Source organism: Candidatus Edwardsbacteria bacterium (assembly GCA_031082425.1).
Taxonomy (GTDB): Bacteria; Edwardsbacteria; AC1; order AC1; family EtOH8; genus UBA2226.
On sequence record JAVHLB010000004.1, the window covers coordinates 205,297 to 227,385 of the forward strand.

A 22,089-nucleotide genomic window follows, 5' to 3' on the forward strand; every position below is an offset into this window, starting at 1 on the left:
TCAATCCCTCGCCGGGTAGGCTTCGACTAAAATATCATCGCCCACCGGCCGGGCCTTCAGATCGCGAAGCTTGAAGGCCTCGGCGATGTTTTTCAGACCCAGCTGGCCGAAAGGCGGGACCCCGTCCCCCCCGATGATAGTGGGCGTATAAAGGAGGCTCAGCTTGTCGACCAGCCCCGCTTTTAAAAATGACGTGGCCAGGCCGCTGCCTCCCTCGACCAGGAGGTTGCAGTATTCATGAAGCCCCATCTGGCGCAGCAGTTCCTTTATGTCCACCATTCCGTCCGGCAGGGCCCGGATTGTCCAGATCTCTATTTCTTTCTTTTCCAGTTCCGCTTTCCTGCTGGGATCAGCCTGGTCGGTGGTTATCATCACCGTCTTGGCAATGGATTGATCAAATATCTTGGAGTTGATCGGACTCCTTAGGGTGCTGTCGACCACGAACCTGGTGGGCTGCTTGTGATCCGGATTATCAACCAGCCGGACGGTCAGCTGGGGATCGTCCTTGGTCACCGTGCCGCTGCCCACCATGATGGCCTCCGATTCCAGCCGCAGTTTATGCACTAGTTCAAGGGATTCCTTCGACGACAGCCCACGGGACTCCCCGCCCGGGACAGCGATCCTGCCGTCCAGGCTTAAAGCCATTTTCAGGACGGTGAAGGGGTACCCGGTGGTCATGTATTTCCGGTAAACTTCGTTCAATCCTTGGGCTTCTTTTTCCATCACTTTTCCTATCGTTTCGATTCCGGCTTTTCTGAGTTCTTCGGCTCCCTTACCATTGACATTGGGGTTGGGATCATCCATTCCGTACACTACGGTTTTGATTCCGGCTCCGATGATTGCCTGGGTGCAGGGCGGGGTCCTTTTTCCGCTGTGGCAGCAGGGCTCCAGGCTGACATACAGGATGGCCCCCCCGGCCTGTAGTCCAGCCTGTTCCAGCGCCTCAACCTCGGCATGATTCATTCCGGCCTTTTGGTGATACCCCCGGCCCACCACCCGGCCGTCCTTGACGACTATGGCGCCCACCATGGGATTGGGCCAGGTCCGGCCTTTGGCCTTAGCCGCCAGCTCCAGGGCCATCATCATGTATCGTTTATGTTCTCCCATCTGGCTCACGCATTGACAAATAAAAACCCCGAATAAGCCTAAAAGACTCCTTCGGGGAAACCAAAACAGACAGCCCTTGCGCAAAACGCTGCTTGCATTCAGGCCCTGTTAAACCTTCTTTCATCCGGACTTTCCCCCTCCGCTCAACCATTGAAAGAGCAGATTGTATCAGGTATTGTGGAGGGACCGTCGGCCCCGGAATCTCACCGGGTCGATCCTTAATGGATTTGCGGGCTTTGTCCGTCAGGCTTATTTTGCGGACCTACCGCCGATCGGGGAATCTCACCCCGCCCCGAAGGTGTGGTAAATATATCCCATTATCGAGATAATGTCAATATTCAAATGCCTTTAAGGGCCGACTGTTGTTCCAGCAGGCTGTCCACAAAAGCGACCTGATCGAAAGCCAGCAAGTCATCCAGCCCCTCCCCCACCCCGGTGAACAAAACCGGGATCTTCAGCTCCATGGCTATGGCCAGCACTATGCCGCCCTTGGCGGTGCCGTCCAGCTTGGTGAGGATTATGCCGTCTATCCTGGCCGCCTGGGAAAATAATTTTGCCTGGCTGACGGCGTTCTGTCCGGTGGTAGCATCCAAAACCAGTAAAGTGAGATGCGGAGCTCCGGGCATCTTCTTGCCGATGGTGGAGTATATCTTGCCCAGCTCGTCCCGCAGATGCTTCTGGGTATGCAATCTGCCGGCGGTATCTATCAAAAGATGGCTGATCTCCCTGGCCGCGGCCGATTCCACCGCATCGTAGGCCACGCTGGCCGGGTCGGCCCCGGTCTTACTGCCGATGAACTCCACCCCCAGCCGGTCGGCCCATTTTTTAAGCTGCTCGATGGCGGCCGCGCGGTAGGTATCACCGGCGGCCAGCATCACCCGCCGGCCCTGTTCTTTCAGGTAATGCGCCAATTTGGCGATGGAGGTGGTCTTGCCCGACCCGTTGACCCCGATGATCAGCCATACCTGCGGCTTTATTTCGAAATTTGAGATTTGAGATTTGAGATTTGAATTCAGGGAGAGTATCCCCGTCATCTCGCCCTTCAGCCGTTCCATGGCCGTTTGGTCGCTCGGGTCGTTCCTGACAGCGTTGATCAGCCTTTCACCGGCCTCCACCCCGACATCCGAAAGGATAAGAAGCTCTTCCAGTTCCGACAGTTCCTGAGGAGACAGCGATCTTTTGCCGGTGATCAGGCCGACCGTTTTATGCCAGATGCCCGTCCGGGTCTTATTCAGGCCGTCCCTGATGGTTTTGATCAGGGGCACGGCTACCACTTTTTGAAGCGCCAGAACAGCATGAAGGCCACCACCGAGACCAGGGCCAGTCCCATCACCATCCAGAAGGCCGCCGGGTGCCAGGAAAGGGGGATGCCGACGTTCATGGAGAAGGCGCTGACCACGAAGGTGGGCACCATGATGCCGATGGTGATGATGTTCAGGGTCTTCATCAGCACGTTGAGGTTGTTGCTGACGATGGAGGCTCTGGCGTCCATCATGCTGGCCAGGATGTTGGAATATATCTCGGCTTGCCGGTAGCACTGGTTGTTCTCGATGATGATGTCGTCCAGGAATTCCAGCTCCTCGGGCGAGAAGTCGATCTTGGCGGCATTGGTCTTGAGTTTTTCTATCAGCATGGAATTTGAGTTGATGGCATTCAGGTAATAGACCAGGCTCTTCTCCAGGGTGAACAGGTTCAGCAGGTATTTGTTCTCCATGGAGGAGCTGATCTTGTCCTCCAAAGAATCGGTTATCATGTTTATTATCTTCAGGTGCTCCAGGTAATGAAAGATGGATCGGTAGATCAACTTAAGCAGCAGGTCGTTCAGGGATGCCACCCGCTGGAACTGTTTCCCCTCGAACAGCGGAGACTCTTCCGGCATCACCACGATCAGCCGGTCCTTGAAAAGGAATAGGCCGACCGATGACACCTTGAACAGCAGTTCGTCCTGGGAGGAGTAGTTCTTGGGCCGTTTGAATATCAGGGCCGCATGGTCCGGCTCGAATTCCAGCCGCGACAATTCATCGGGATCCAGGGCCGAGGTCAGGGTGTGCTCGTCGATCTTCAGCTCATTTACCAGATGCTTCTTTTCCTGGTCGCTGGGATTGGTATATACCCAGACGGTGCCCTGTTCGCCGGAACAATCGGACACCTGATGGTCTTTTATTTGGCATATTCTTAGCATCGGTTATAACCAGTTAATGTCAGTTGTTATCAAATTTGACCGAGACCACCTTTGAGATGCCGGGCTTCTCCATGGTCACCCCGTAAAGCCGGTCGGCCACCTCCATGGTCCGCTTGTTATGGGTGATCACCAGGAATTGGGTGCCGCTGGCAAAATCCTTGAGCATGGCGCAGAAGCGCTGGACATTGGCGTCGTCCAGCGGAGCGTCCAGCTCGTCCAGGACGCAGAAGGGGGCCGGTTTGACCAGGTAGATCCCGAACAGCAGGGCGGTGGCGGTCATGGCCTTCTCCCCGCCCGACAACAGCCGGATTGACTTCATACTCTTGCCCTCCGGGGTGGCCAGGATCTCGATCTCGGCCTCCAAAGGATCATCGCTGCCGGTCAGTTTCAGGTCGGCCTCCCCGCCGATGAACAAGCGCTGGAATATCTGGGAGAAGCCTTTCTTGATGGCCTCGAAGGTTTCCAGGAACATGGCCCTGGCGGTTTCGTCGATTTTCCTGATGGTGTTGGCCAGATCCTCCTTGGCCGACAGCAGGTCGTCCCGCTGTTTGACCAGGAAATCGTACCGTTCCTCATCCTGCTGCAGCTCCTGGAAGGCGGCAAAATTGACCGGGCCCAGTTTCTTCAAACGGTGGCGGAGATCCTCTATCCGGCTGCGGCTCTCCTCCAGGTTTGTTTCTTGGGAGGCCGCCAGGTCCTGGATATCGACCTCGTATTCGCTCCTCAGCCGGTTGGTGATGTTGTCCAGATCGTTGCGCACCGAGCCTAGCTCTATCTGAGCCTGGGAAAGCTTGCTCTGAAGCTCGTCGCTCTCCAGGCGGCTGCGGTGCATCACCGACTCGGCCTGCTTCAGGCGGTTGAGCGAGCCCTGGCTCTGCCTCTGCATCTCCTCCCGCTGGGCCAGAAATGTCTTACGGTGGGCTGCGCTGCCCTCGATCTCGATGCTCAGCTTTTCCGCCTCCTCCTGAAGCTTGGCGATGGCGGCATACCCGGCCTGGTCCTCGGCCCGGAAGTTCTGGATCCTCTCCAGTGCCTCGTTCTTCCGCTGCTCCATGTTGGCCGATTCCTGCCGCAGCCGTTCCCTTTCCGACTGGGCCTGGGACAATTCTATCCGCAGACGGTTCACCTCTTCGGCCGCCTGATTGCGCTTTTCCTCCTTCTGCGACATATCCTGATCCCGCTGTCCCAGCAAACCGCTTTCGTCCTTGTTGCTTTCGCTTATCTCCTGGAAAGATCCCCGGGCCTGGTTCAATTCCGATTCCAGAAGGGAGAGGCTGCCCTGCAGGGCTTGGGACCGTTGCTCCAGTTCGTTCAACCGGCGGTGGTTCATTTCCAGGGAGGATTTGCTCTTGGCCAGGGATCCCTCCGAGGTCGTGATCTCCTTCTGGTATTTTTCCGTCTCCCGATCGACGTTCTCCAGCTGTTTGTCCTGCTCCTCCAGCTTGGCCTTAAGGCTCTGGATGCCGCCAACCTCCTGCTTTATTTTTTCTTCAAAAGAGGATATCTCTGCGCCCAGTTTTTCAATCCTCTCCTTCCTCTGCAGCAGCCCTATCTGGCCCTGGGGAAGCTCTCCGGCTTCAATGGCCCCGGTGGAATGCAGCACCTCCCCGTCCAGGCTTACCAGGCGCACTCCGGGGTATTTGCTTGAATATTCCCAGAAATTGTCCAAGCTCTCGACTATTATCACATCCTTCAACAGAATATTGACGATATTTTGAATCTTCTGGTCGCAGCGGACGAACTTGAAGGCAGACCCCCTTATCCCCGGCCCGGAGATCTCCCGGCCAGCGGTGTTTTCCACCGGAGCCGAAAGGGCTATCAATGCGGCCTTGCCGGTTTTTTCGGATTTCAACAGGGCGATGGCCTTTTTAGTGTTATCCAGATCCTCCACCGCCAGCCATTGCAGCTTTTCGGCCAGGGCGGCCTCTATCGCTGCCTGATAGCCGGGCTCCGCTTCTATCATCTCGGCCAGGGGCGCTATGGTGCCGGTGAAATCCTGCCGCCGGGAGAGCAGGTGCTGCGCCCCCTGGCCGTATCCCTCATACTTCTGCTGCAGTTCGGACAGCAGTTCCTTTTCTTTCTGCAGCCCGGAAAGGCTGGAGGACAGTTCCCGCAGTCTGTCGTTGGCGATCAACAGCTGCTTCTGCCAGTCACCGCTCTTCTGCTTCAGCCTTATCTTTTCCTCGGTCAGCACCTGGAGGGCCTTTTTCTGGGAATCCATCCTGTCGTTCAGCTCGGCCAGTTTCAGATTACCCTCCTCCAGCTCCCGCCGCAGGGATTGTCCCTCCTTTTGGGCCTTGTCCTGCTCGGCCACCGTGTTCCCGTAGCGGTTCTCCAGCAGGGCCAGCTGTTCCTTGCCGTCGGCCTCCTGCTTCAGGGACTCGAATAATTCTTTCCGGGCCTCGCTCAGGGCCAGTTTGGCCGAGGTAAGCTCCGATTCCAGCCCGGCCAGGGCCGATTCCTTTATCTTCAACTGCTCGGTTTTGGCCACGATATCGCCGGACGACCTTTGCAGGCTCTCCTGGACCCTCTTGATCTGGCCCTCGTGCTCGCCGATGGAGGCCATCAGCAGTTTTATTTCTTTCTCGCGACGCTCCATGGATTGCTCGATGCCGGAACGCCTTTCCTTGATCACCGCCTGGTTGTTCTCCCATAGCTGCAGCTGCTCGCTTAGTCGGGATAACTCCTGCTGCAGTATTTCTATCTGCCCCTCGTTGACCTCCAGGGCCTCCCGGGCGGAGGAGATCTCCCCCTCCTGCATCTCCAGTTTGGCCGAAAGTTCGCTGCGGGCATCCTGCCATTGGGATATATTTTCCTTCAGTTCCAGGGCCTGGACATTCAACCGGTCGCGGTCGATGGCCGCCACCTTCAGGTCGATATCCCTCAACTCCTGGTTGAACTTATCATAGACCCTGGCCTTGCTGGCCTGGCGCTTCAATGAGCGCAGCCTCTTCTCCACCTCGCTGACGATGTCCTGCAGGCGCAGCAGGTCCTCGGTGGTGGCCTCCATCCGGCGCTGGGCGGTCCTCTTCTGCAGGCGATACTTGGCCACCCCGGCGGCTTCCTCGAACAGGCTGCGCCTGATGGAGGGGTCCTCCGACAGAATGGTGTCGATCATCTTGGATTCTATCAGGGAGTAACTGTCGGCCCCCAGCCCGGTGTTCAGGAAAAGGTCCACGATGTCCTTTAAGCGGCAGACCTGGTTGTTCATCAGGTATTCGCTTTCCCCGGAGCGGAACAGCCGGCGGGTGACCGATACCTCGCTGTATTCCACCGGCAGCTGCCCGTCCTGGTTGGAGAAGATCAGCGATACTTCGGCCATGGAAAGCGGCTTCTCATCCCGGGCCCCGCTGAAGATCACATCCTCCATCTTGTCGGAGCGCAGCATCTTGGTGCTCTGCTCGCCCAGGCACCAGCGAATGGCGTCGATGACGTTGGTCTTGCCGCAGCCGTTGGGGCCGACTATACAGGTTATCCCCGAGCCTATCTCCAGGGTTATCTTCTGGGGAAAGGATTTGAATCCGAACAGCTCTAATCTGGAAAGATACATTTTTATCCCTGATTTATTGTCTTTATTAACTTGTTTTAACTGCTAAGTTTAACAGATATAGCCGGTGTCGTCAATGAAAATATACGCTCGGAAAATGGTCATTTTGCCTATAAAAAACAAAAACCGGAATAAAATTCCGGCTTATGCCCCGCTTTGTGATATTATTCGGTGTCGGTTCGAAAAACAAGAATGTCGTAATACTCCAACAAATAGAGAAATTTACCATCTGGGGATTGATATACCGCCAACGGATATTGGCCCGAAGAAATGTATGTCACCGGCTGCCAGGATGATAGGTATATCAAAATTATATTCCCTATAGGCAATGGTGCTGGACTTCCAATAATGGGCAGATCGGTTGTCACCACCCAAACATAGGCCCCGTCACCGGAAAAGCAGGCCCCTCTTACCACTTCTCCATAGGCCAGGGTCGGACCATTGACGGCGGCCCAGCTGCTGATATCCACCGGGACAATGGTCAACTCATCCCTGCCCATATTGCAGAAGCCCAAGATATCCCAACTGTTGTTAAAGAAAATGGCTCCGGGATACGATCCGGTGGATAGTTCGTTCTCCACCAGGCCGCTTTGAAAATTCACTTTAAGGAATTTTCGGCTTTCCTTGCAGGTAACGAACAGGTACCGGCCATCGGGGCTGATGGCCACGTCGGTCGGTTTTCCGTCCAGGTTTATATATCTTACCACGCTGTCTGTTTTGGTATCAATTATTCCCAGGCTCCGGTCGCTGCTGTCGGCGGTTATCGCCCAATTGCCATCCAGCGAAAAAACAATCTCGGTGTATCCCATCGGTCGGGTGGTAGTGATCCGCTTGATCATGTTTTCGGTTGATAGGTTGATAGCTGTGATCGTGTCTTGGCATTCAACATATATCCGTTTGGCCGCAGAGCTGGCGGCAATTTGGCCCTGACCCGTCTTGCCTATCTCGATGTAGTTTTGCCATATTGCATCAGAGTCGCTTATTTGGTATGCCGATAGTCCGGTCAGCCAGTTTGAATGTGTGACATACGCTTTGCCAATCTCGGGCAGATATGCCATATCGGATGCCGCACTTATAGGCAACGTCACCTTTTTTATCACCCGGTAATTCATGGCGGCCAACGAGGCTGACAGGCGTTTGGTAGTGCCCGGCTCGATGTCCACCTGTTGGGACCACACCTTGTATCCAAAGTGCATCACATCGACCTGATGCTTCCCCACCTTCAGGCCGTCTATTTTGGCCGGGGTAAGCCGCTTGGTGTTTATCCCGTCTATCACCACTTCGCAGGGCGTCGGCGAGGAGATGACATACACCGAGCCGACGTCGGGGTATACCGGATGGTGCTGGCAGCCTGACAGCCAGGCCGCTCCCGCCAGGGCAATTGTTATCATGACAAAACGGTTCATATGCGATGCTTTTTTAAAATTTTATTGTTAACCCTGCCCGGTACAGGCGGGGCATTCCGGACAGGGCCGGATTGGCAGAGTACAGCTGCTGGTAATATAATATGCGGTTCCATTGCTCCTCTACCGTAAACACCCCGTTCCCGTCGGTGTCCCCCTCGGCTTCGTAATAGGGACTGGTGTTAAAGTAATCGCTCTGGGGATCTTCGGGCTGCCAATCCCGGGTATATATTTCGTAAGGGCTGATCTCCCTTTCATAGGAGTAATTATAGTTGTCCCAGTTGAAGAGATTTAATATCTCAAAGCTGAGGGTGGCGTTCAGCAGGTAATATTTGAAGCTCTTGGTGAATTTGATGTCTATCTGCGAATTGCTGGGGGTGCGCTGTAAAGAGGGGTCGGGGGTGGCCTGCTTGTCCGTGTTGAAGACCAGGGGGGTATATGGCAGTCCGCTGCCGAACTGGAATATTCCGGTAAGGTTGGCGTCACGGATAAACCAGCCCCAGCGCCCGGCGACCGGGTCCTTGTTGAACAGTGATGCCTCAACAACCAGCTTGTTCCTCTGGTCGAAATCCAGGGGGCGGATATCCCGGGGCAAAGTGCCCAACGATTCCCCGCTGACCGTGGACAGGTAATTTTCCATCACGTCGTTGGCATCCGCGCCGGTCCCCTCCGAGCTGGAAAAGGCATAGCGGATGGATCCGGTAACGTGGCGGCCGTAATGTTTTTTAAGGCAGACCTCGACCCCTTTGGAGGATGCGTAATCGACGTTCTCATACTGGTAATAAGGCACCGGCAGGGCGGGAACAAGGTTGACGCTGACCAGGTCCTTGATGTCCCGGTAATAGATGGTGATATCGGCGCTCAGGTCCCTGTTCAGCTCGGTCACTGTCCCGAACTCCAGGGAGGTTGATCTCGAAGGCTTCAAAGCCGGGTTGCCCAGGATGTTCCCTTCGATCTCCGAGGGATCGTAAGCCTTCAAATACTGGTAATAATACTGCAGCTGCGGCTGCTGGAAATACCGGCCGTATCCCAAGTGAAAGGTGGTATTGGGCGAGATTACATAGGACAGTCCCAGCCTGGGGCTGACAAACTGCCGGGCCTCGATCTGGCCTCCTTCTAGCGCCCTGGCCCACAGGGCGTTGGTATCGGCATCTTTAATGTCCAGATCTAGCCGTTCATACCGCACCCCGAGATTTAGCACCAGGCCGTCATATTCCACCTTGTCCTGAAAATAAGCCCCTATATTTGATGGCTTCCTGCAGTAGACATCAAAAATGGGGTTGCCGATGGCGGTGGGATAAAGATACAGATTATCAACAATATATCTCTTCAGCTCCGCTCCGTATTTAAGCTGATGGTATTTTGAGGCCTGGCTGGTCAGGTCAAATTTAACAAATCTTTCATCGGTGATCCGCTCCCGGTATTTCCAATAATTCCCGAAACGGTAGAATAACATGCAGTCATACCCGTAGCGGTTGTAATCGGTGGTGAACACCAGCTTGTCATATTCATTGTAATATACCTGATTGTCCCAGAAATCCAGAAACCTGATATCCTCCCACCAATAGCGCCCGATGTCCCAGAAGGTATCCCTTACTCCGAACTGGTTCTTGTTCCAGAACCATCCCAGGGAGATCTTGTAAAATGTGGCGTTGGAGATTGTTTGGTTAAGGCTGAAAACACCCAGCCGTCCCTTTTTAAGGTCGGAGCGGTAATTGGCCGGCATATAATACCAGTCATGGCTGTATCGGCCGTATTGGCTGCGGGACTGGACCCCCAGGAGAGATGCCCTGATGTTGTAGGGGAGGTTGAAGGTGGCTTTGCCCACCAGGGAGTAATCCTCCCGGTCCTGATGGGGCACTTTCGTCCGGTGAGGATCCCAGTCGTCGGTCAAGGTCAGGTCGCCGGCGGTGAATAGCTTCACTTTATCGCCCCTAAAACTCCGGCCGGCATCAAACTGGTAGTTCCGGTAGCCCCTGCCGGACAGATCGCCAAAGACCGATCCGTTGTTGTGATAAAAATTAAGCTGCCGGTTGCCGCCATCCTTTACCGTGGCATTGATGACCCCGGACATCACCTCTCCGTATTCGGCGTCGAAGATCCCGGTCAGAAGGGTCAGGTCCGACAGGGCATTGCTGTTCAACAGCAGCCCGGTGGTTCCGTCGGTGGCATCCCTGACCGAAATGCCGTCTATCAGGTAATTGACCTCATCGGAACGCCCCCCCCGAACGTGAAAAGATTCGCCCTTCATCACCACCCCGGCCTGGGACGCCAGGGCCTTCTCGGGGGTGTCCCAGGGCATGCTGGGAAAATCATCCAACCGGATGGCCCTTCTGGTGGCGGTCAGGTCCTTATCAACCACCGGCCGCTCGGCCACCACCACTATCCCCTCGGTTTTTATGGGCGATGGTTTGATCCTGAAATCCACTTTGGTGGTCAGGTCCTGGTTGCATTTGACGTCGGTCACCGTCATCGAGGCATACCCGGTGGTATAGGCCTTCAGGCTGTATTTCCCCGAAGGGATGTTTATTATGTAATAATACCCCTGGCTGTCGGTCAAAGCTCCCTTATTGGTCCCCAGCAGCTGAACCGAGGCCCCCATCAAAGGGTCGCCGTTTCCGGCATCCATTACCCGCCCGGCTATCTTGCCGGTATCGCCCGCTTTAAGCAGGCCGGCGGCCCAAAGGACCAAGGCCGCCGCCATGAATATCGTCTTTAGCTTCATATTTGCTTTTTAGTTGGTTGGTCCCGCCCGGCCAGGAAAAAATTCGGGGAGATGTGTTCACATCTCCCCGAATGGTTAATAATGTTTAGAATCCTAATCCCACGCTAAAGCGGTGGACGTTCTCCAGATAGCCCATGTTGGTGTAAGCGTAATCTATGTTGAATTTGCTGGTGCCAAGGGCTTTGCTGACGCCCATTCCGGCGCTGACATTGTCCATGGCGCTCTTGGTCTCATACCAATCGGGGTCGTACTTGTAGCCTCCCCGCAGTGCAAAATCAAGGATGGGGTTCTTCCAGGCATATTCGGCGCCCAGCAGAACCTTTTCATTTCCGTCATTGGGATGCACCAGTTCGGTGGAGGTGGTCAAAAGGTGGGATTTCCCGAACATAAAATCGTAAGCCACGCCCATCTTGAACTGCAGGGGCATCTGGAAGGGTGTGGTGACTATTTCCCAGGAGTTCCCGGTGTAATTTTCCGGCCAGGTGGTCTCCTCTTTTTCGGCCTGAAGGTCCTTCCCGGAGAAACTGACATCCGGCCCGTAATTTAAAATGGCCATCGCTATGCGCAGGGTCTTGTAGCCGGTACGATAATAGGTCCCCACATCAAAGGCCAGACCCCCGGTGCTCATGTCGGCTATCTTCTCCCGAACATACTTTGAAGTGACCCCCACCGTGAATTTGTCGGTCAGGTTCCGGGCATAGGTCACGGCCAGCGCCAGATCGTTGGCGGAGAAAGGCGTCAGGCCTTCTCCCCAGTCCTCCCTGGCTATGGTCTCGATGTCATCGATGGTGGTTCTTACAATTTCCCCGTAGGAAAGAAAGGTGGCGCTGAAGCCGATATTGCCCATCAATCCCATGGGAAGCACCACCCCCACGTATTCGTGATTCAGGTCGACCAGCCAGTTGGTGTGGGAGAATATCACCTCGGTCTTCTTGAGCCGGGCGATCCCGGCCGGATTCCAGTAAAGCGCGGAAGCATCGGTGGCGACCGCCGTGAACGCCCCGCCCATGGCCACGCCCCGTGACCCGGCACCGATCTTTAGAAACTGCAGCCCGGCCCTGCCCACGTTGGAGTAGTCCGGGGCGGTCCCCGCCTGGGCCAGGGAAGCCAGGCCGATCAGAGCCAAAATGGTAAAAATTGTGATTGATCTTTTCATTTCTTATGCTCTCCTCGTATTTTTACTTGATTATGGCAAATTTACCCAGCTTGGTGCCGATGCCGGGGGCGTCCACCTGATAGATGTACATGCCGCTGGCGACACGCTTGTCAAAGGTGGTCAGCATATCCCACTTTTCGGAACCCTCGTTGCTGCCCAGGGAAACCTCGTGGTTCAGGACCTTCATCAGCTCTCCCGCTATGTTGTAGATCCGGACGGTGCACTTGGAGGGCAGGTTGGTGAAGTAAATATTGGGATAATTCTTGCTGACATCCCAGTTGGCCCTGACCAGATAGGGGTTGGGCACCACGTTGATCTTGTCCAGCAGGCTGGCGGACAGGGAGGTCAACTGTTTGGCCTGGGTGGTCACAAAGGTTACCACGTCGCCCTCCACCGGGGCGTACTGCCCGCTGCAGTAGATCCTCCAGATATCGCCGGTCTCCGGCCGGTTGGGCCAATCCATCCTGCGTAGAGTAATACCAGCTTTGTTGAAATAGACGGTAATGCCGCAGATCTGCATTCCGAGGGCTTCGCCGCTGGTGGAGGTAAGGATGGTGGCCGAAGAGGTGTTGGCGGTGGGGTTGAAGCACCAGGAGCTCTTGGTCATGTTGGCCTTGGTCACTCCGGTCTCCAGCGGGACCAGAATATTATTTGAAATATCCCAGACCTCGGCCGTTAGGCCGGTCAATGTATCCTTCCATCGGACCTCAAAATCGGAACCCCTCCACTGCCAGGCGTTGCTGATCGGCGAAAAGAACCCCACATTGAGCTGAACATTGACGCTATCCACTGGATAGGTCCTGATGCCCGATGGATTCTCGGTGATCCTAAAGCTGTCAATATTACATCTATCGGGGACGGGGTCGTTGCGATAGGCCGTAGCCGCATACAATTGTTTGGGACTCCACTCTATCTTGGGTTTGTATATGGCATAGCCAAACGGCAGTTCGTCCACCCCTGAGGACAGGAAAAGGTCCGGTTCGTAGTGCTCCTCGTCGAATTTAGCCAACACCCTTATGGAATCGATCAGGGTATCCTTGCTGACGCCTCCGGATATTATGGCGTCATAAAGGTGAGCCCGGTAGATGGGGTTGCGTTTTAGGCCCAAGGCCTGGCGGTCGGTGGGCTGCCACCTCAGCCAGAAGGTGTCGTTCCTGACCGAATCCGGCGCGGCCACCCGGATGTCGCTGTAATCCACTATCCCGCCGTGCAGGGCATCGGAGGCGCCGGTCACCGAGGCCTTGACCAGGGTGGGCAGGACGGCATCGGCCACCACCGATGAGGCCTTGACAAACCCGCTGTTCTCGGCCGGGTTGCTCATCAGGGTGGTGGGGCATTTATGGGTGAAGTAGACATTGCTCTGGTAGTCGTAGGCCGACACCCCGTACCAGTAGCCGAAGCCGTTGACCACATTGCTGTCGGTCAGGGAATAGATCAGGCCGCGGTCGGTCCCGATGGTGTCGAATTTGGGTATGGAGACCGATCCGCCGCCGGGATAGGTGTAAGTGATGGTCTCCAGGTCCCGGACGATCTTTATATTGTCAACCTTATCGTACATGTAACCAGAACCGCCGCTATAGCTTAAGGTGGCGGAATTAGATGCGGTATCCAGGTCCACATACAGGGTTCCCAGATATTCCCGCTTGGCGGCATCAGCCAGATCGGCCTGAGACGAGGCCCTAAAGACAAAATACCCTTGAAAATCGTATTGATTGTAGAGTTCCTGCTGTGAATAGAAAGCGTTCAAAGTATCTCCCCCAGTGGCCGGCTGTGGGGCTCCCCGGGCGATGCGGATGTAATTCGCGCTCGCATTGTCCACAAGCTCAAAGCTGTCGACCAGCAACTGGGTGGCCGGCAGGGTGTACTGCCAGGTTCCCGAAAAATAGGTGTACCAGTTCTTGCCTGCCGGAAGCTTGGCCCAATACGGGTCCGGGGTGATCTCGGCCCTTTTATCCCAGCTCAGGCGGATGCACTTGTCGCCCGGCATAATGGTCAGGGTGGGGGCGGCCGGCGGAGTGGCCAGTTCGAAGTCATTATCGTATATGACCTGGGCCACATCCGAGGCCAGTTTCAGGGCGGTGGTGTCCAGGGCCCCGATCACCCCGATGCAGGTGGTGATGGTGTCGCCAATACCCATGTTAAAGGGCCCGCTGGACATGGCAAAGCGCTTGTCGGCCGGTGTATTGGCTCCCCACTCGTCATAGGCGTCATTTATCATGTCCCAGTAATTGACCCCGGTCAATTCAAGATATCTTTCCTCGTCGGTGCTGGGGTCCTTCTCCAGGGTGAATATCTTGAAGGCGGTCATGCCCAGCGCGCTGTCCGGCAGGATATCGTGAGAAAATTCATTGTCCACCACATGCACTGTGGCGCCGGTGTTGTTGAACGGGCTCTCGAAATACCGGAAGCCCACCACCCCGGTCTCCGGCCAGCCGCTCTCGGGATCGGTCTGGAACTGGATGGCCAGGTTGCGCTGATAGTCGAATATGGTCCGGTCGTTGGCGGAGGTTCCCGACTCATCTCCGATGTCGCAATCACTTACCGGGGCCACATAAACCTGGCTCAAGGCTCCGCCCGAGATGTTGGCCACCCGGAAATAGAAGAAGATGATGTCGTTGTTGTCGGCATAGTTCCAGGCATAGCTTATCTGCTCCACCCTGATCCCCAGCTGTTTGTCCCCGGAAAAGGTGAATTGGGGGTTCTGGTCGGTGTAGCGGGCATAGCTGTCCTGGCGGGATTTTATCACCGGCTCCGGCCAGTTGGCGGCATCCACCGGGTCGGTGGATAGATAGACCCGGGCTTTTGATTCGCTTAAATAACTGGCATAGCTATCGTTAAAATCCACCGGGCCCATTTCATAGCCGCCGCTGTTGGGGTTGTATCCGCAGGCCACGATCTTGTTGCCGGAGGCGTCCTGGGCTCCCACCCACAGGCCCGCACCATAAATATATCCCCGGCCCGAGCCAGTCGGCCAAAAGCCCCCGGAGCCGGTCTGAGGCTTGACAAAGGGCCCGTAGTTGGTGGTGTATATCTCCCAGGCATTGGTCTTTAATATCTTCTGGGACATCAGTTTATTGTTATCGGGCAGGGTTCCCGGAGCAGTGACGGCAAAAACCGCTGATGTCATCCCTATCATAACCAACAGCGCCAAAGGCAGGAACCAAAAACCCTTTTGCTTGTAATTAGCCATTGACTATTCTCCTAAGTATGGGTTTAAATTGAAAATCTGTCTATTTCCGGCGCCGATAACGCCGGCCCCAAGGGCCCGGCGTTACGGCAGACAACTATTGTTGCTTGTTAAAAATTGAAGCTCAGACCCATGGTTGCCCGGCGCGGTCCGGCATAGGCGGCGGTATTTGGCACCCGGCCGCCGCTGTAGGGATCGCTGATATAGTCGTTATGGGCAGCGATGGCGGTGGTATAGCTTTCGTAGGGGTCTATGGTGCCGTCGGAATTAAGGTCTCTCCATTTGCTGTAATACCGGTTGGGAACCATCACATCGTTGCCGGATCCGTCAACCGTATAGGAGACGCTGTCGGGGATGCTTCCCAGGGCAATATAGGTAGCCAGATCGAAAACTTTTCCGTCGTTGTCGGTGGCGCCGGTGTAGGCATAGACATTCTGGACGTTCTTGCGGTTGAACAGGTTCAGGATCTGCAGGTCCAGCGACATTTTAAGGCCGGCCACCGTAAATGATTTGCTGGCCAGCAGATCGCAGTTCCAGGTCCAGGGCATTCTTCCCTCGTTGGTCTCGCCTACCTGTTTGCCCCTGGCATCGGTGATGGTATAGGGGAAGCCGCTGCCCAGGTTGTTGAGCAGGCTGATGGAGACGTTGGCCGCCGGCTTGAACCCCAGAACCTTGGGGCCGAAGTTGGCGTCGAAATCGACGTTGGTGGAGACCGAGAAAGTGTGCCGCTGGTCGAACTCCAGATAGGAATCGACCTTGGGGCTGGGATAGGGCAGGCCGGTGGCCGGATCGGTCCCGCTGTTATAGTTATTAAGATAACTTTCCAAAGCACTGGAGGCCGTGCCCTTGGCCAGCATCAGGGTATAGGACAGCTTGCCGGAGAACATCCCGTTGCCGGGGCGTTTTTGGATGGTGGCCTCGAACCCCCGGGTGTTGCCGTATTCGGCATTGAGGTAGGAAGTGTAGTCCAACCCCGAAATGGAATCCCTTAAAAGCCTGGTGCCCATCAGGTCGAAAATGTCCTTGTAATATATTGTGATGTCGCCGGCCACATCGTTGCTGAACTGCTGGGAGAAGCCGATCTCATAGGCAATGGTGCGCTGGGCGCCCAGGTCCGGGTCCCCCATGATGGTGTTGCCCCGGGAGATGTTGGCCTGCAGCGACTCGTACAGGTACTGCAGCTGGGGCTGCTGGAAGAAGTGGCCGTAGCTTACGTGCAGGACGGTGCGGTCCGTCACCGGGTGGGACATGCCCAGCCGGGGACTGAGTTTGAACTTTGTTTCGGAGTCCATATAGGAGGCGGTGTCGGTAAGGTTGAAGTTGTTGACCTTCTTCTGGCATTCCGGCATCAGCATGTCCAGCCTTAGGCCGGCGTTGACGATGAATCCCTCGAACTCCAGCTTGTCCTGCAGGTAGGCCGCTCCGGTGATGGGGTTGAAGTCGTAGTAATCCTTGAAGGGAACCGGATCCCAAGGCAGGGAATTGTTCTTGGTATATACATTGTGTCTCTTGAATTCGGCTCCGCCCTGGATCTGGTTGAACCGGTTGATCTGGGAGGTCACGTCCAATTTGGCGCCCCAGTAGGCGGCCAGGGTTTTTTGCCACAGACGGGCCAGACCGGTAGTATAAAAAACGCCGTCCACCCCGTATGGATTATTGACGTCGTTGTCGCTGTAGGATTGTCCGGCGTAGGCGTCATAGATGCTGTCCCCGTTGGCATCCTCATCCGACAGGAAGGTGTAGTCCTCCCACCAGCTCCTGGTGGATTCGGCCACCGAGTCCCTGACACCTTGCTGGGTCTTGGTGGAGAATTTGTTGAATATCAGGGTGTAGAAGGTGTTGTTCCCCAACTGTTGCCGCCAGGTGGCGTTCACCTGGTAGGCCTTTTGGAGATAGGAATAGTAATTATCCAGGTTGTATTTGAAGGATGCGGTGTATAATCCCCTCTGGTCGCGGTTGGCAAAACCGCCCACCGAGATCTTGGCGTTGATGGGCTGGATATTATAGCTGAGTTTGCCCTGCACCCGGTAGCTGTTGAAATCGCCGTGGGGCAGGTAGTTCTTGTCGTATTCCTTCCAACCCCTCATGGTCCCCTCGGCTATGCGTCTCTCCAGTTCTTCCGCCCAGGCGGCATCCGAAGAATCCACCCAGTCCCCGGTCCAGCCCATATAAAGAAAAGTAGTGTCCGGCGCAAAGATGCTGTCCCAGGTTGCCCGGCTGTAGCGCAGGGTGTCGGCCCAGAAATAATCCTTGCTGGGGTCGTGCTCGTAATAGGTATCGGGCATGAAGCAGGGGCGGATATCGTCGGTGTTGTTGAGCTCGCCCGACAGGAAATAGCCCAGGTTCTTGACATAGGGCACCGGGCCTCCCAGGCTGATCTCGCCCTTGTTGTAGTTGCGGCTCTTGCTGAGCATGAACATGTCGGTGGTATAGCGGCCGTACATGTTGAACTTGTCGCCGCCGTCCTTGGTGACCACGTTGACCACCCCGGACATGGCCTCGCCGTATTCGGCGTTGAAGCCGCCGGTGATGACCATCACCTCTTCGATGGCGGCAGTGTTGATCTGGGCGCCCATGGATCCGCTCAGGGCATCGGTCACCGAAACGCCGTCCACGAAAAAGGCCATCTCATCGGAACGTCCGCCCCGGACGTTCATCTGGCCGCCCGAACTGACCACCCCGGCGGTGTTGCCGATGACGTTGGTGGCACTGGCGTTGGGCATGGCCATGATCTCCTTGGTGGAGACCACCCGGGAGGTGGAGGTGGCGTCGGGGATGACCATCTGCCGCTTGGCGGTAACGGTGATCCCCTCGCTCAGCAGGACGGTTGGTTTGAGCTTGAAATTGATGGTGGTGGTCAGATCCATGATGGATTTGACATTGGTGATGGTCACCGTCTCATAGCCCATCATCCTGGCCTTCAGGGAATAGCTCCCCACCGGAACGTTGACTATGAAGTACCGCCCGTCTATGTCGGTATTGGCGCCGATGGTGGTGCCCAGCAGCTCCACTACCGCTCCGGGGATCGGTTCTTTGGTCTCGGAATCCGTCACGGTCCCGACTATCTTCCCGGTGGTGCCGGCAAACAATAAACCGCCGGTCATCACCACACAGACCATGGCTGCAATTAAGAACTTTAGAGTCTTCATAACTTCTTATTTACCTCCAGAAAAATGGTTGTTGCTTTATTCTTGCTTGATCCTTGGGGTGTAAATGGCTGTTTGACCTGTTTCCGTTTAACAAGGATGTTCTCCGAACTTTCACCTCCTTATTTATTTTTTCATTTTATATTTTGTTTTAATTAATTTCAAACAGGATGGATCTATATGTCTTATCGGCTTGGGGTTTTTCGTCCCCAAAACGTCAATCTGCATGGTCGGGCCCGGCCCTTACCGGCCGGAAAAGTTGATTTGGAAAGACCTTCGGGTTAAATATGGGTTAAAAATAATATTTCTTTACAAAGTTGGCGGGGCATCAAGCCCCGCCAACTTAAATCTGGAGTTATTTGACTACGATCATCTTCCTGGTGGCGGTGTTGCCGGCGGCATTCAGCTGGTAGAAGTAGACGCCGTTGGAGACGTTCTTGCTGTTCCAGTTGACCGTGTTGTTGCCCGCATTGCCGCGGCCAGTGATGGTGTTGACAACCTGTCCGGCCACGTTGTAGACCTTGAGGCTGTAGTCGCCGGCCTTGGGCAGGCTGAAGGAGATGGCCGTCTTGCCGCTGACCGGGTTGGGATAGTTGCGGTTGAGGGCAAAGCCGTGGACCGGCAGGGGAGCCGGAGCTCCGGCCACGCCGCTGGGAATGTCGTCATAGTTCACCCAGTGGATGTAACCGTCGTTGGCCACCTGATAATAGACCGGCACCTTGGTCCCGGCCCCGCCGGTGACGAAGGGAAGGTGGGGATACCAGCAGGCCTGGGTCCCGTCGGTGATCTTGAGGGGCGCGCCGTAGGAGGCGCCGTTGTCCTTTGACATGGTGATATAGATGTCGGCCGGATCGCCGTCCAGGCTGGAGCCGAAGGACAGGATCAGGTCGCCGTTGGGATCCAGGGCATAGTTGCAGAAATCGGGATAGATCGAGGTGGGCGTTCCGCCGGTGGTGCTGTCGATGGCGCCGCAGATCTGGGTCAGAACCCAGCCGCTGGCGGTCTGGTGATAGTCATAGATCCCGGACAATGGTCCGTAGTCGGAGCCGTCGGCCAGGGTGTCCAGGGCCAGATAGGTGGCAAAGTGGGGATAGCCGTCCTTGTCGATGGCCAGGCCCATGTCATAGCTCTGGGCTTCCCAGCTGATGCTGCCCTGATCCGGCGCCCAGGTCAGCGGGGTCCAGGTTAAGCCGGCGTCGGTGGACATGCGATACCAGAACAGGACATTGCCCAGGGTGTCCGGGGTCAGGCCGCAGGAGCCGACCATCACGGTGTTGCCGTCCAGGGAGCTGACGATCTGGACCTGGTTGACATAGCCTTCCACGATGGGATCGTGGACCACTGAGCCGCCCTTGAATATGTTCAGGCTGTCCTCGGTGCCGAACAGGTCATAGTACATCAGGTCCAAAGACCGGGGATCCTGTCCGCTCCAGGTGGCGCCGTTGTCGGTGGAGCGAAAGTAGAACGAGGCGTCGGGGGTGAAGTCGCCCCAGTAGTTGGCCAGCACGTGATAGACGCCGTTGCTGCCCATGGTGCCGTTGACGCAGTAATAGGCCGTACCGGCCACGCCCTGGCCCAGGGTGTCGACCAGGGTCTCCGAGCCCCACAGGCCGTCGTTGTAGTTGCCGTCGTCCCACAGGGTGTAGGCGCCTTCGCCGACCGCGCCCCAGCCCCAGTTATAGAAGGCCACCGGCTTCTGGCTGATCCTGTCGCACATTCCGGAGGGATAGCGGATGCTGGCGGTCAGCGGGCCCATGGTGCTCCAGGTGGCGCCGCCGTCTATGGTTCCGGCATAATACATCTGTCCGCCGGTCGCCCGGAGGAACATAACGGCTGCGCCGCCGCTGGTGCCGAAGGCGGGATCCATGTCCAGACAGCGGGCGGCCGTCATGTAGCAGGAAAAATCGTGCACGCCGCTGATGACCAGGTCGCCGGTGTCTTTTACCTTCTTGATGGTGATCTTGCCGCCATCTTCGATCCCGCTTTTCTCCATCTTGGTGTTCGGGACCAGCGCCAGAGCCAGTGATGCAGTCACGATCAAAGCCAATACAAATAAACTGACTTTCTTCATTTTTTTCTCCTTGAGTTTTGTTGATTTTAGTTGCCTTTAGGATTAGGGTTCGGCGTTTTTGGCCGAAATTAAAATAAAAAACTCTCTGGGACTCCCTCACCTCCTTTCGAAAATTCAATCATTAGATAAAAACAATGCAATAGCACACTGATCCCAAAATTCATTTCTTGGGATTTACGCCATTTGAAAAATTACCATTTTTTATCAAAAAAGTCAAGGGTTTTCTAAAATAAAATTTTATCTTTTTGGCCGGCCGGCGGGTTGAAATAAAAAATCCTTGTCCCCCGGCTAGCGGCTGGTCCACCGGGTGTACATCCAGCCGGCCAGAATGGATATTATGCCAGCCAAAAATATGCCGGCCGCCTCGGCCGAGCGGTTCTGGCAGATCTGCATCAGCTGGTCGGTGCGGGAGGGGTCCAACTGGGGATAGATGGCCAGTGGGATGAAGTGAAATATGGCCCCCAAAGCCAAAAATCCGGCCCCCACCATGGGCAATACCCAGATGCCGGATTCCCGTCTGATGACCGCCAGGAGCTTCTTCAGGATCCTGGCATATAAGAACAGCGACATACAGAACAGCGCCACACCAACAGCGAACAGCAGTTCGGCCGGTATCGATATTTCCATGCTTGCAGCCTCCTAAAAAAGGTTTAGATACAGCTTGATGATGCCCGGTTCCCTAAAAGATCAGGCGGCCGGCTTTACCGCCGGGGCGGGCTTTTTGACCGGGGTCACCACCTTCTTGAACTTCATGGCCCCCAGCAGTGACAGCAGCCCGGACAGCAGGAAAAAGGTGTAGGCGATCCAGGACTGCATGACGTTAAGTTTCACCTGGCTGGCAAAGGCGATGATCTGGATGACGGCGTAGACCAGGATCCCGGAGGGGGCGAAGATCATGTACTGCCAGTCGGTCTTCTTGCGCAGCACCAGCTCGTACTTCCGGGCGATCAGCCCGAACAGCACGCAGGTGATCCACAACAATATGCTGCCGGCGATGGTCACCAGGTTGGTGACGGTGACGTACCACAGGAACTCGTTGTCATAGAGGAGCAGTTTGAACATGTTCACCTCCAAATGTTGATTACGGTGATTTTATGTTAAAAATTCAAAAGCAAAATTCAAAAAGCAAAAAGTTTTATTTTTTAACGAGAAGCTTCTTTGTATTTTTTATTATCGTCACGAATATCGCAGTAAGTTCATTGTTCTCTTTTACGGCGGCATTGATTTCGTCAAGTTCATACCGGCAGCTTTCTGAAATCAGTTCCAGCCAATACCCCGTTTCTTCAAGTTCTTGGAGCGAAATATTAGCCTTGGAAATAAATTCCTCTTTGGATCGCGCCCTGGCAGCTTCGCGAAAGTTTGCACCGACCGAGGTGCCGGACCTCAGCATCTGCTTTCCGAGTATCTGGGCAACATTATTTTTGGGCAGTTTGCTGTATAGCCGGATTATCTGTAACGCAAAGTCTTTGGTCCGTATTTTCAAATCTACCATTTCTGCCTTCTGCTTTCTGCCCTCTGCCTTCTGCTTTCTGCCCTCTGCCTTCTGCCCTCTGCCCTCTGCCCTC

Annotated in this window: 13 protein-coding genes and 1 riboswitch; all 13 genes read right to left on the reverse strand. The window is 55.4% G+C overall.

The features are described from left to right. The 13 genes from ribD to RDU76_05835 all read right to left on the reverse strand — a co-directional run bounded on the left by ribD (position 1) and on the right by RDU76_05835 (position 22,016). Positions 1-1,107, reverse strand: coding sequence for a bifunctional diaminohydroxyphosphoribosylaminopyrimidine deaminase/5-amino-6-(5-phosphoribosylamino)uracil reductase RibD (gene ribD, locus RDU76_05775; GenBank protein MDQ7798434.1), 1,107 nt, complete (start codon positions 1,105-1,107; stop codon positions 1-3). Between the two features lie 108 nt (positions 1,108-1,215). Further along, positions 1,216-1,411, reverse strand: a riboswitch (FMN riboswitch). Between the two features lie 34 nt (positions 1,412-1,445). Further along, positions 1,446-2,372, reverse strand: coding sequence for a signal recognition particle-docking protein FtsY (ftsY, locus tag RDU76_05780; GenBank protein ID MDQ7798435.1), 927 nt, complete (start codon positions 2,370-2,372; stop codon positions 1,446-1,448). 2 nt (positions 2,373-2,374) lie between these two features. Further along, positions 2,375-3,289 carry a magnesium transporter CorA family protein gene (locus RDU76_05785; GenBank protein MDQ7798436.1) on the reverse strand — a complete coding sequence of 305 codons (915 nt, stop codon included), beginning with the start codon at positions 3,287-3,289 and terminating at the stop codon, positions 2,375-2,377. A 19-nt stretch (positions 3,290-3,308) separates the two neighbouring features. After that, positions 3,309-6,839, reverse strand: coding sequence for a chromosome segregation protein SMC (gene smc / locus RDU76_05790; GenBank protein MDQ7798437.1), 3,531 nt, complete (start codon positions 6,837-6,839; stop codon positions 3,309-3,311). 161 nt (positions 6,840-7,000) lie between these two features. Then, positions 7,001-8,242: a PEGA domain-containing protein gene (locus RDU76_05795; GenBank protein ID MDQ7798438.1), complete on the reverse strand. Its 1,242-nt coding sequence runs from the start codon at positions 8,240-8,242 to the stop codon at positions 7,001-7,003. A 13-nt stretch (positions 8,243-8,255) separates the two neighbouring features. Then, positions 8,256-10,964: a TonB-dependent receptor gene (locus tag RDU76_05800; GenBank protein MDQ7798439.1), complete on the reverse strand. Its 2,709-nt coding sequence runs from the start codon at positions 10,962-10,964 to the stop codon at positions 8,256-8,258. A gap of 85 nt (positions 10,965-11,049) precedes the next feature. Continuing rightward, a complete protein-coding gene (locus tag RDU76_05805) occupies positions 11,050-12,120 on the reverse strand; it encodes a PorV/PorQ family protein (protein MDQ7798440.1) in 1,071 nt (356 codons plus the stop codon). Between the two features lie 22 nt (positions 12,121-12,142). Then, the gene (locus tag RDU76_05810; protein MDQ7798441.1) at positions 12,143-15,310 is read right to left on the reverse strand and encodes a hypothetical protein; all 3,168 of its coding nucleotides are present in this window, start codon (positions 15,308-15,310) and stop codon (positions 12,143-12,145) included. A 107-nt stretch (positions 15,311-15,417) separates the two neighbouring features. Then, entirely contained in the window at positions 15,418-18,456 is a 3,039-nt protein-coding gene (locus RDU76_05815; GenBank protein ID MDQ7798442.1) for a TonB-dependent receptor, read from the reverse strand. Between the two features lie 352 nt (positions 18,457-18,808). Next, on the reverse strand, positions 18,809-20,524 hold the full coding sequence (locus RDU76_05820) for a T9SS type A sorting domain-containing protein (GenBank protein MDQ7798443.1): 1,716 nt from the start codon (positions 20,522-20,524) through the stop codon (positions 18,809-18,811). A 288-nt stretch (positions 20,525-20,812) separates the two neighbouring features. Further along, positions 20,813-21,151, reverse strand: a complete 339-nt coding sequence (locus tag RDU76_05825) for a hypothetical protein (GenBank protein ID MDQ7798444.1) — start codon at positions 21,149-21,151, stop codon at positions 20,813-20,815. A gap of 60 nt (positions 21,152-21,211) precedes the next feature. Beyond that, positions 21,212-21,586: a hypothetical protein gene (locus tag RDU76_05830; protein MDQ7798445.1), complete on the reverse strand. Its 375-nt coding sequence runs from the start codon at positions 21,584-21,586 to the stop codon at positions 21,212-21,214. A 73-nt stretch (positions 21,587-21,659) separates the two neighbouring features. Continuing rightward, the gene (locus tag RDU76_05835) at positions 21,660-22,016 is read right to left on the reverse strand and encodes a four helix bundle protein (protein ID MDQ7798446.1); all 357 of its coding nucleotides are present in this window, start codon (positions 22,014-22,016) and stop codon (positions 21,660-21,662) included. Positions 22,017-22,089: the final 73 nt, after the last annotated feature.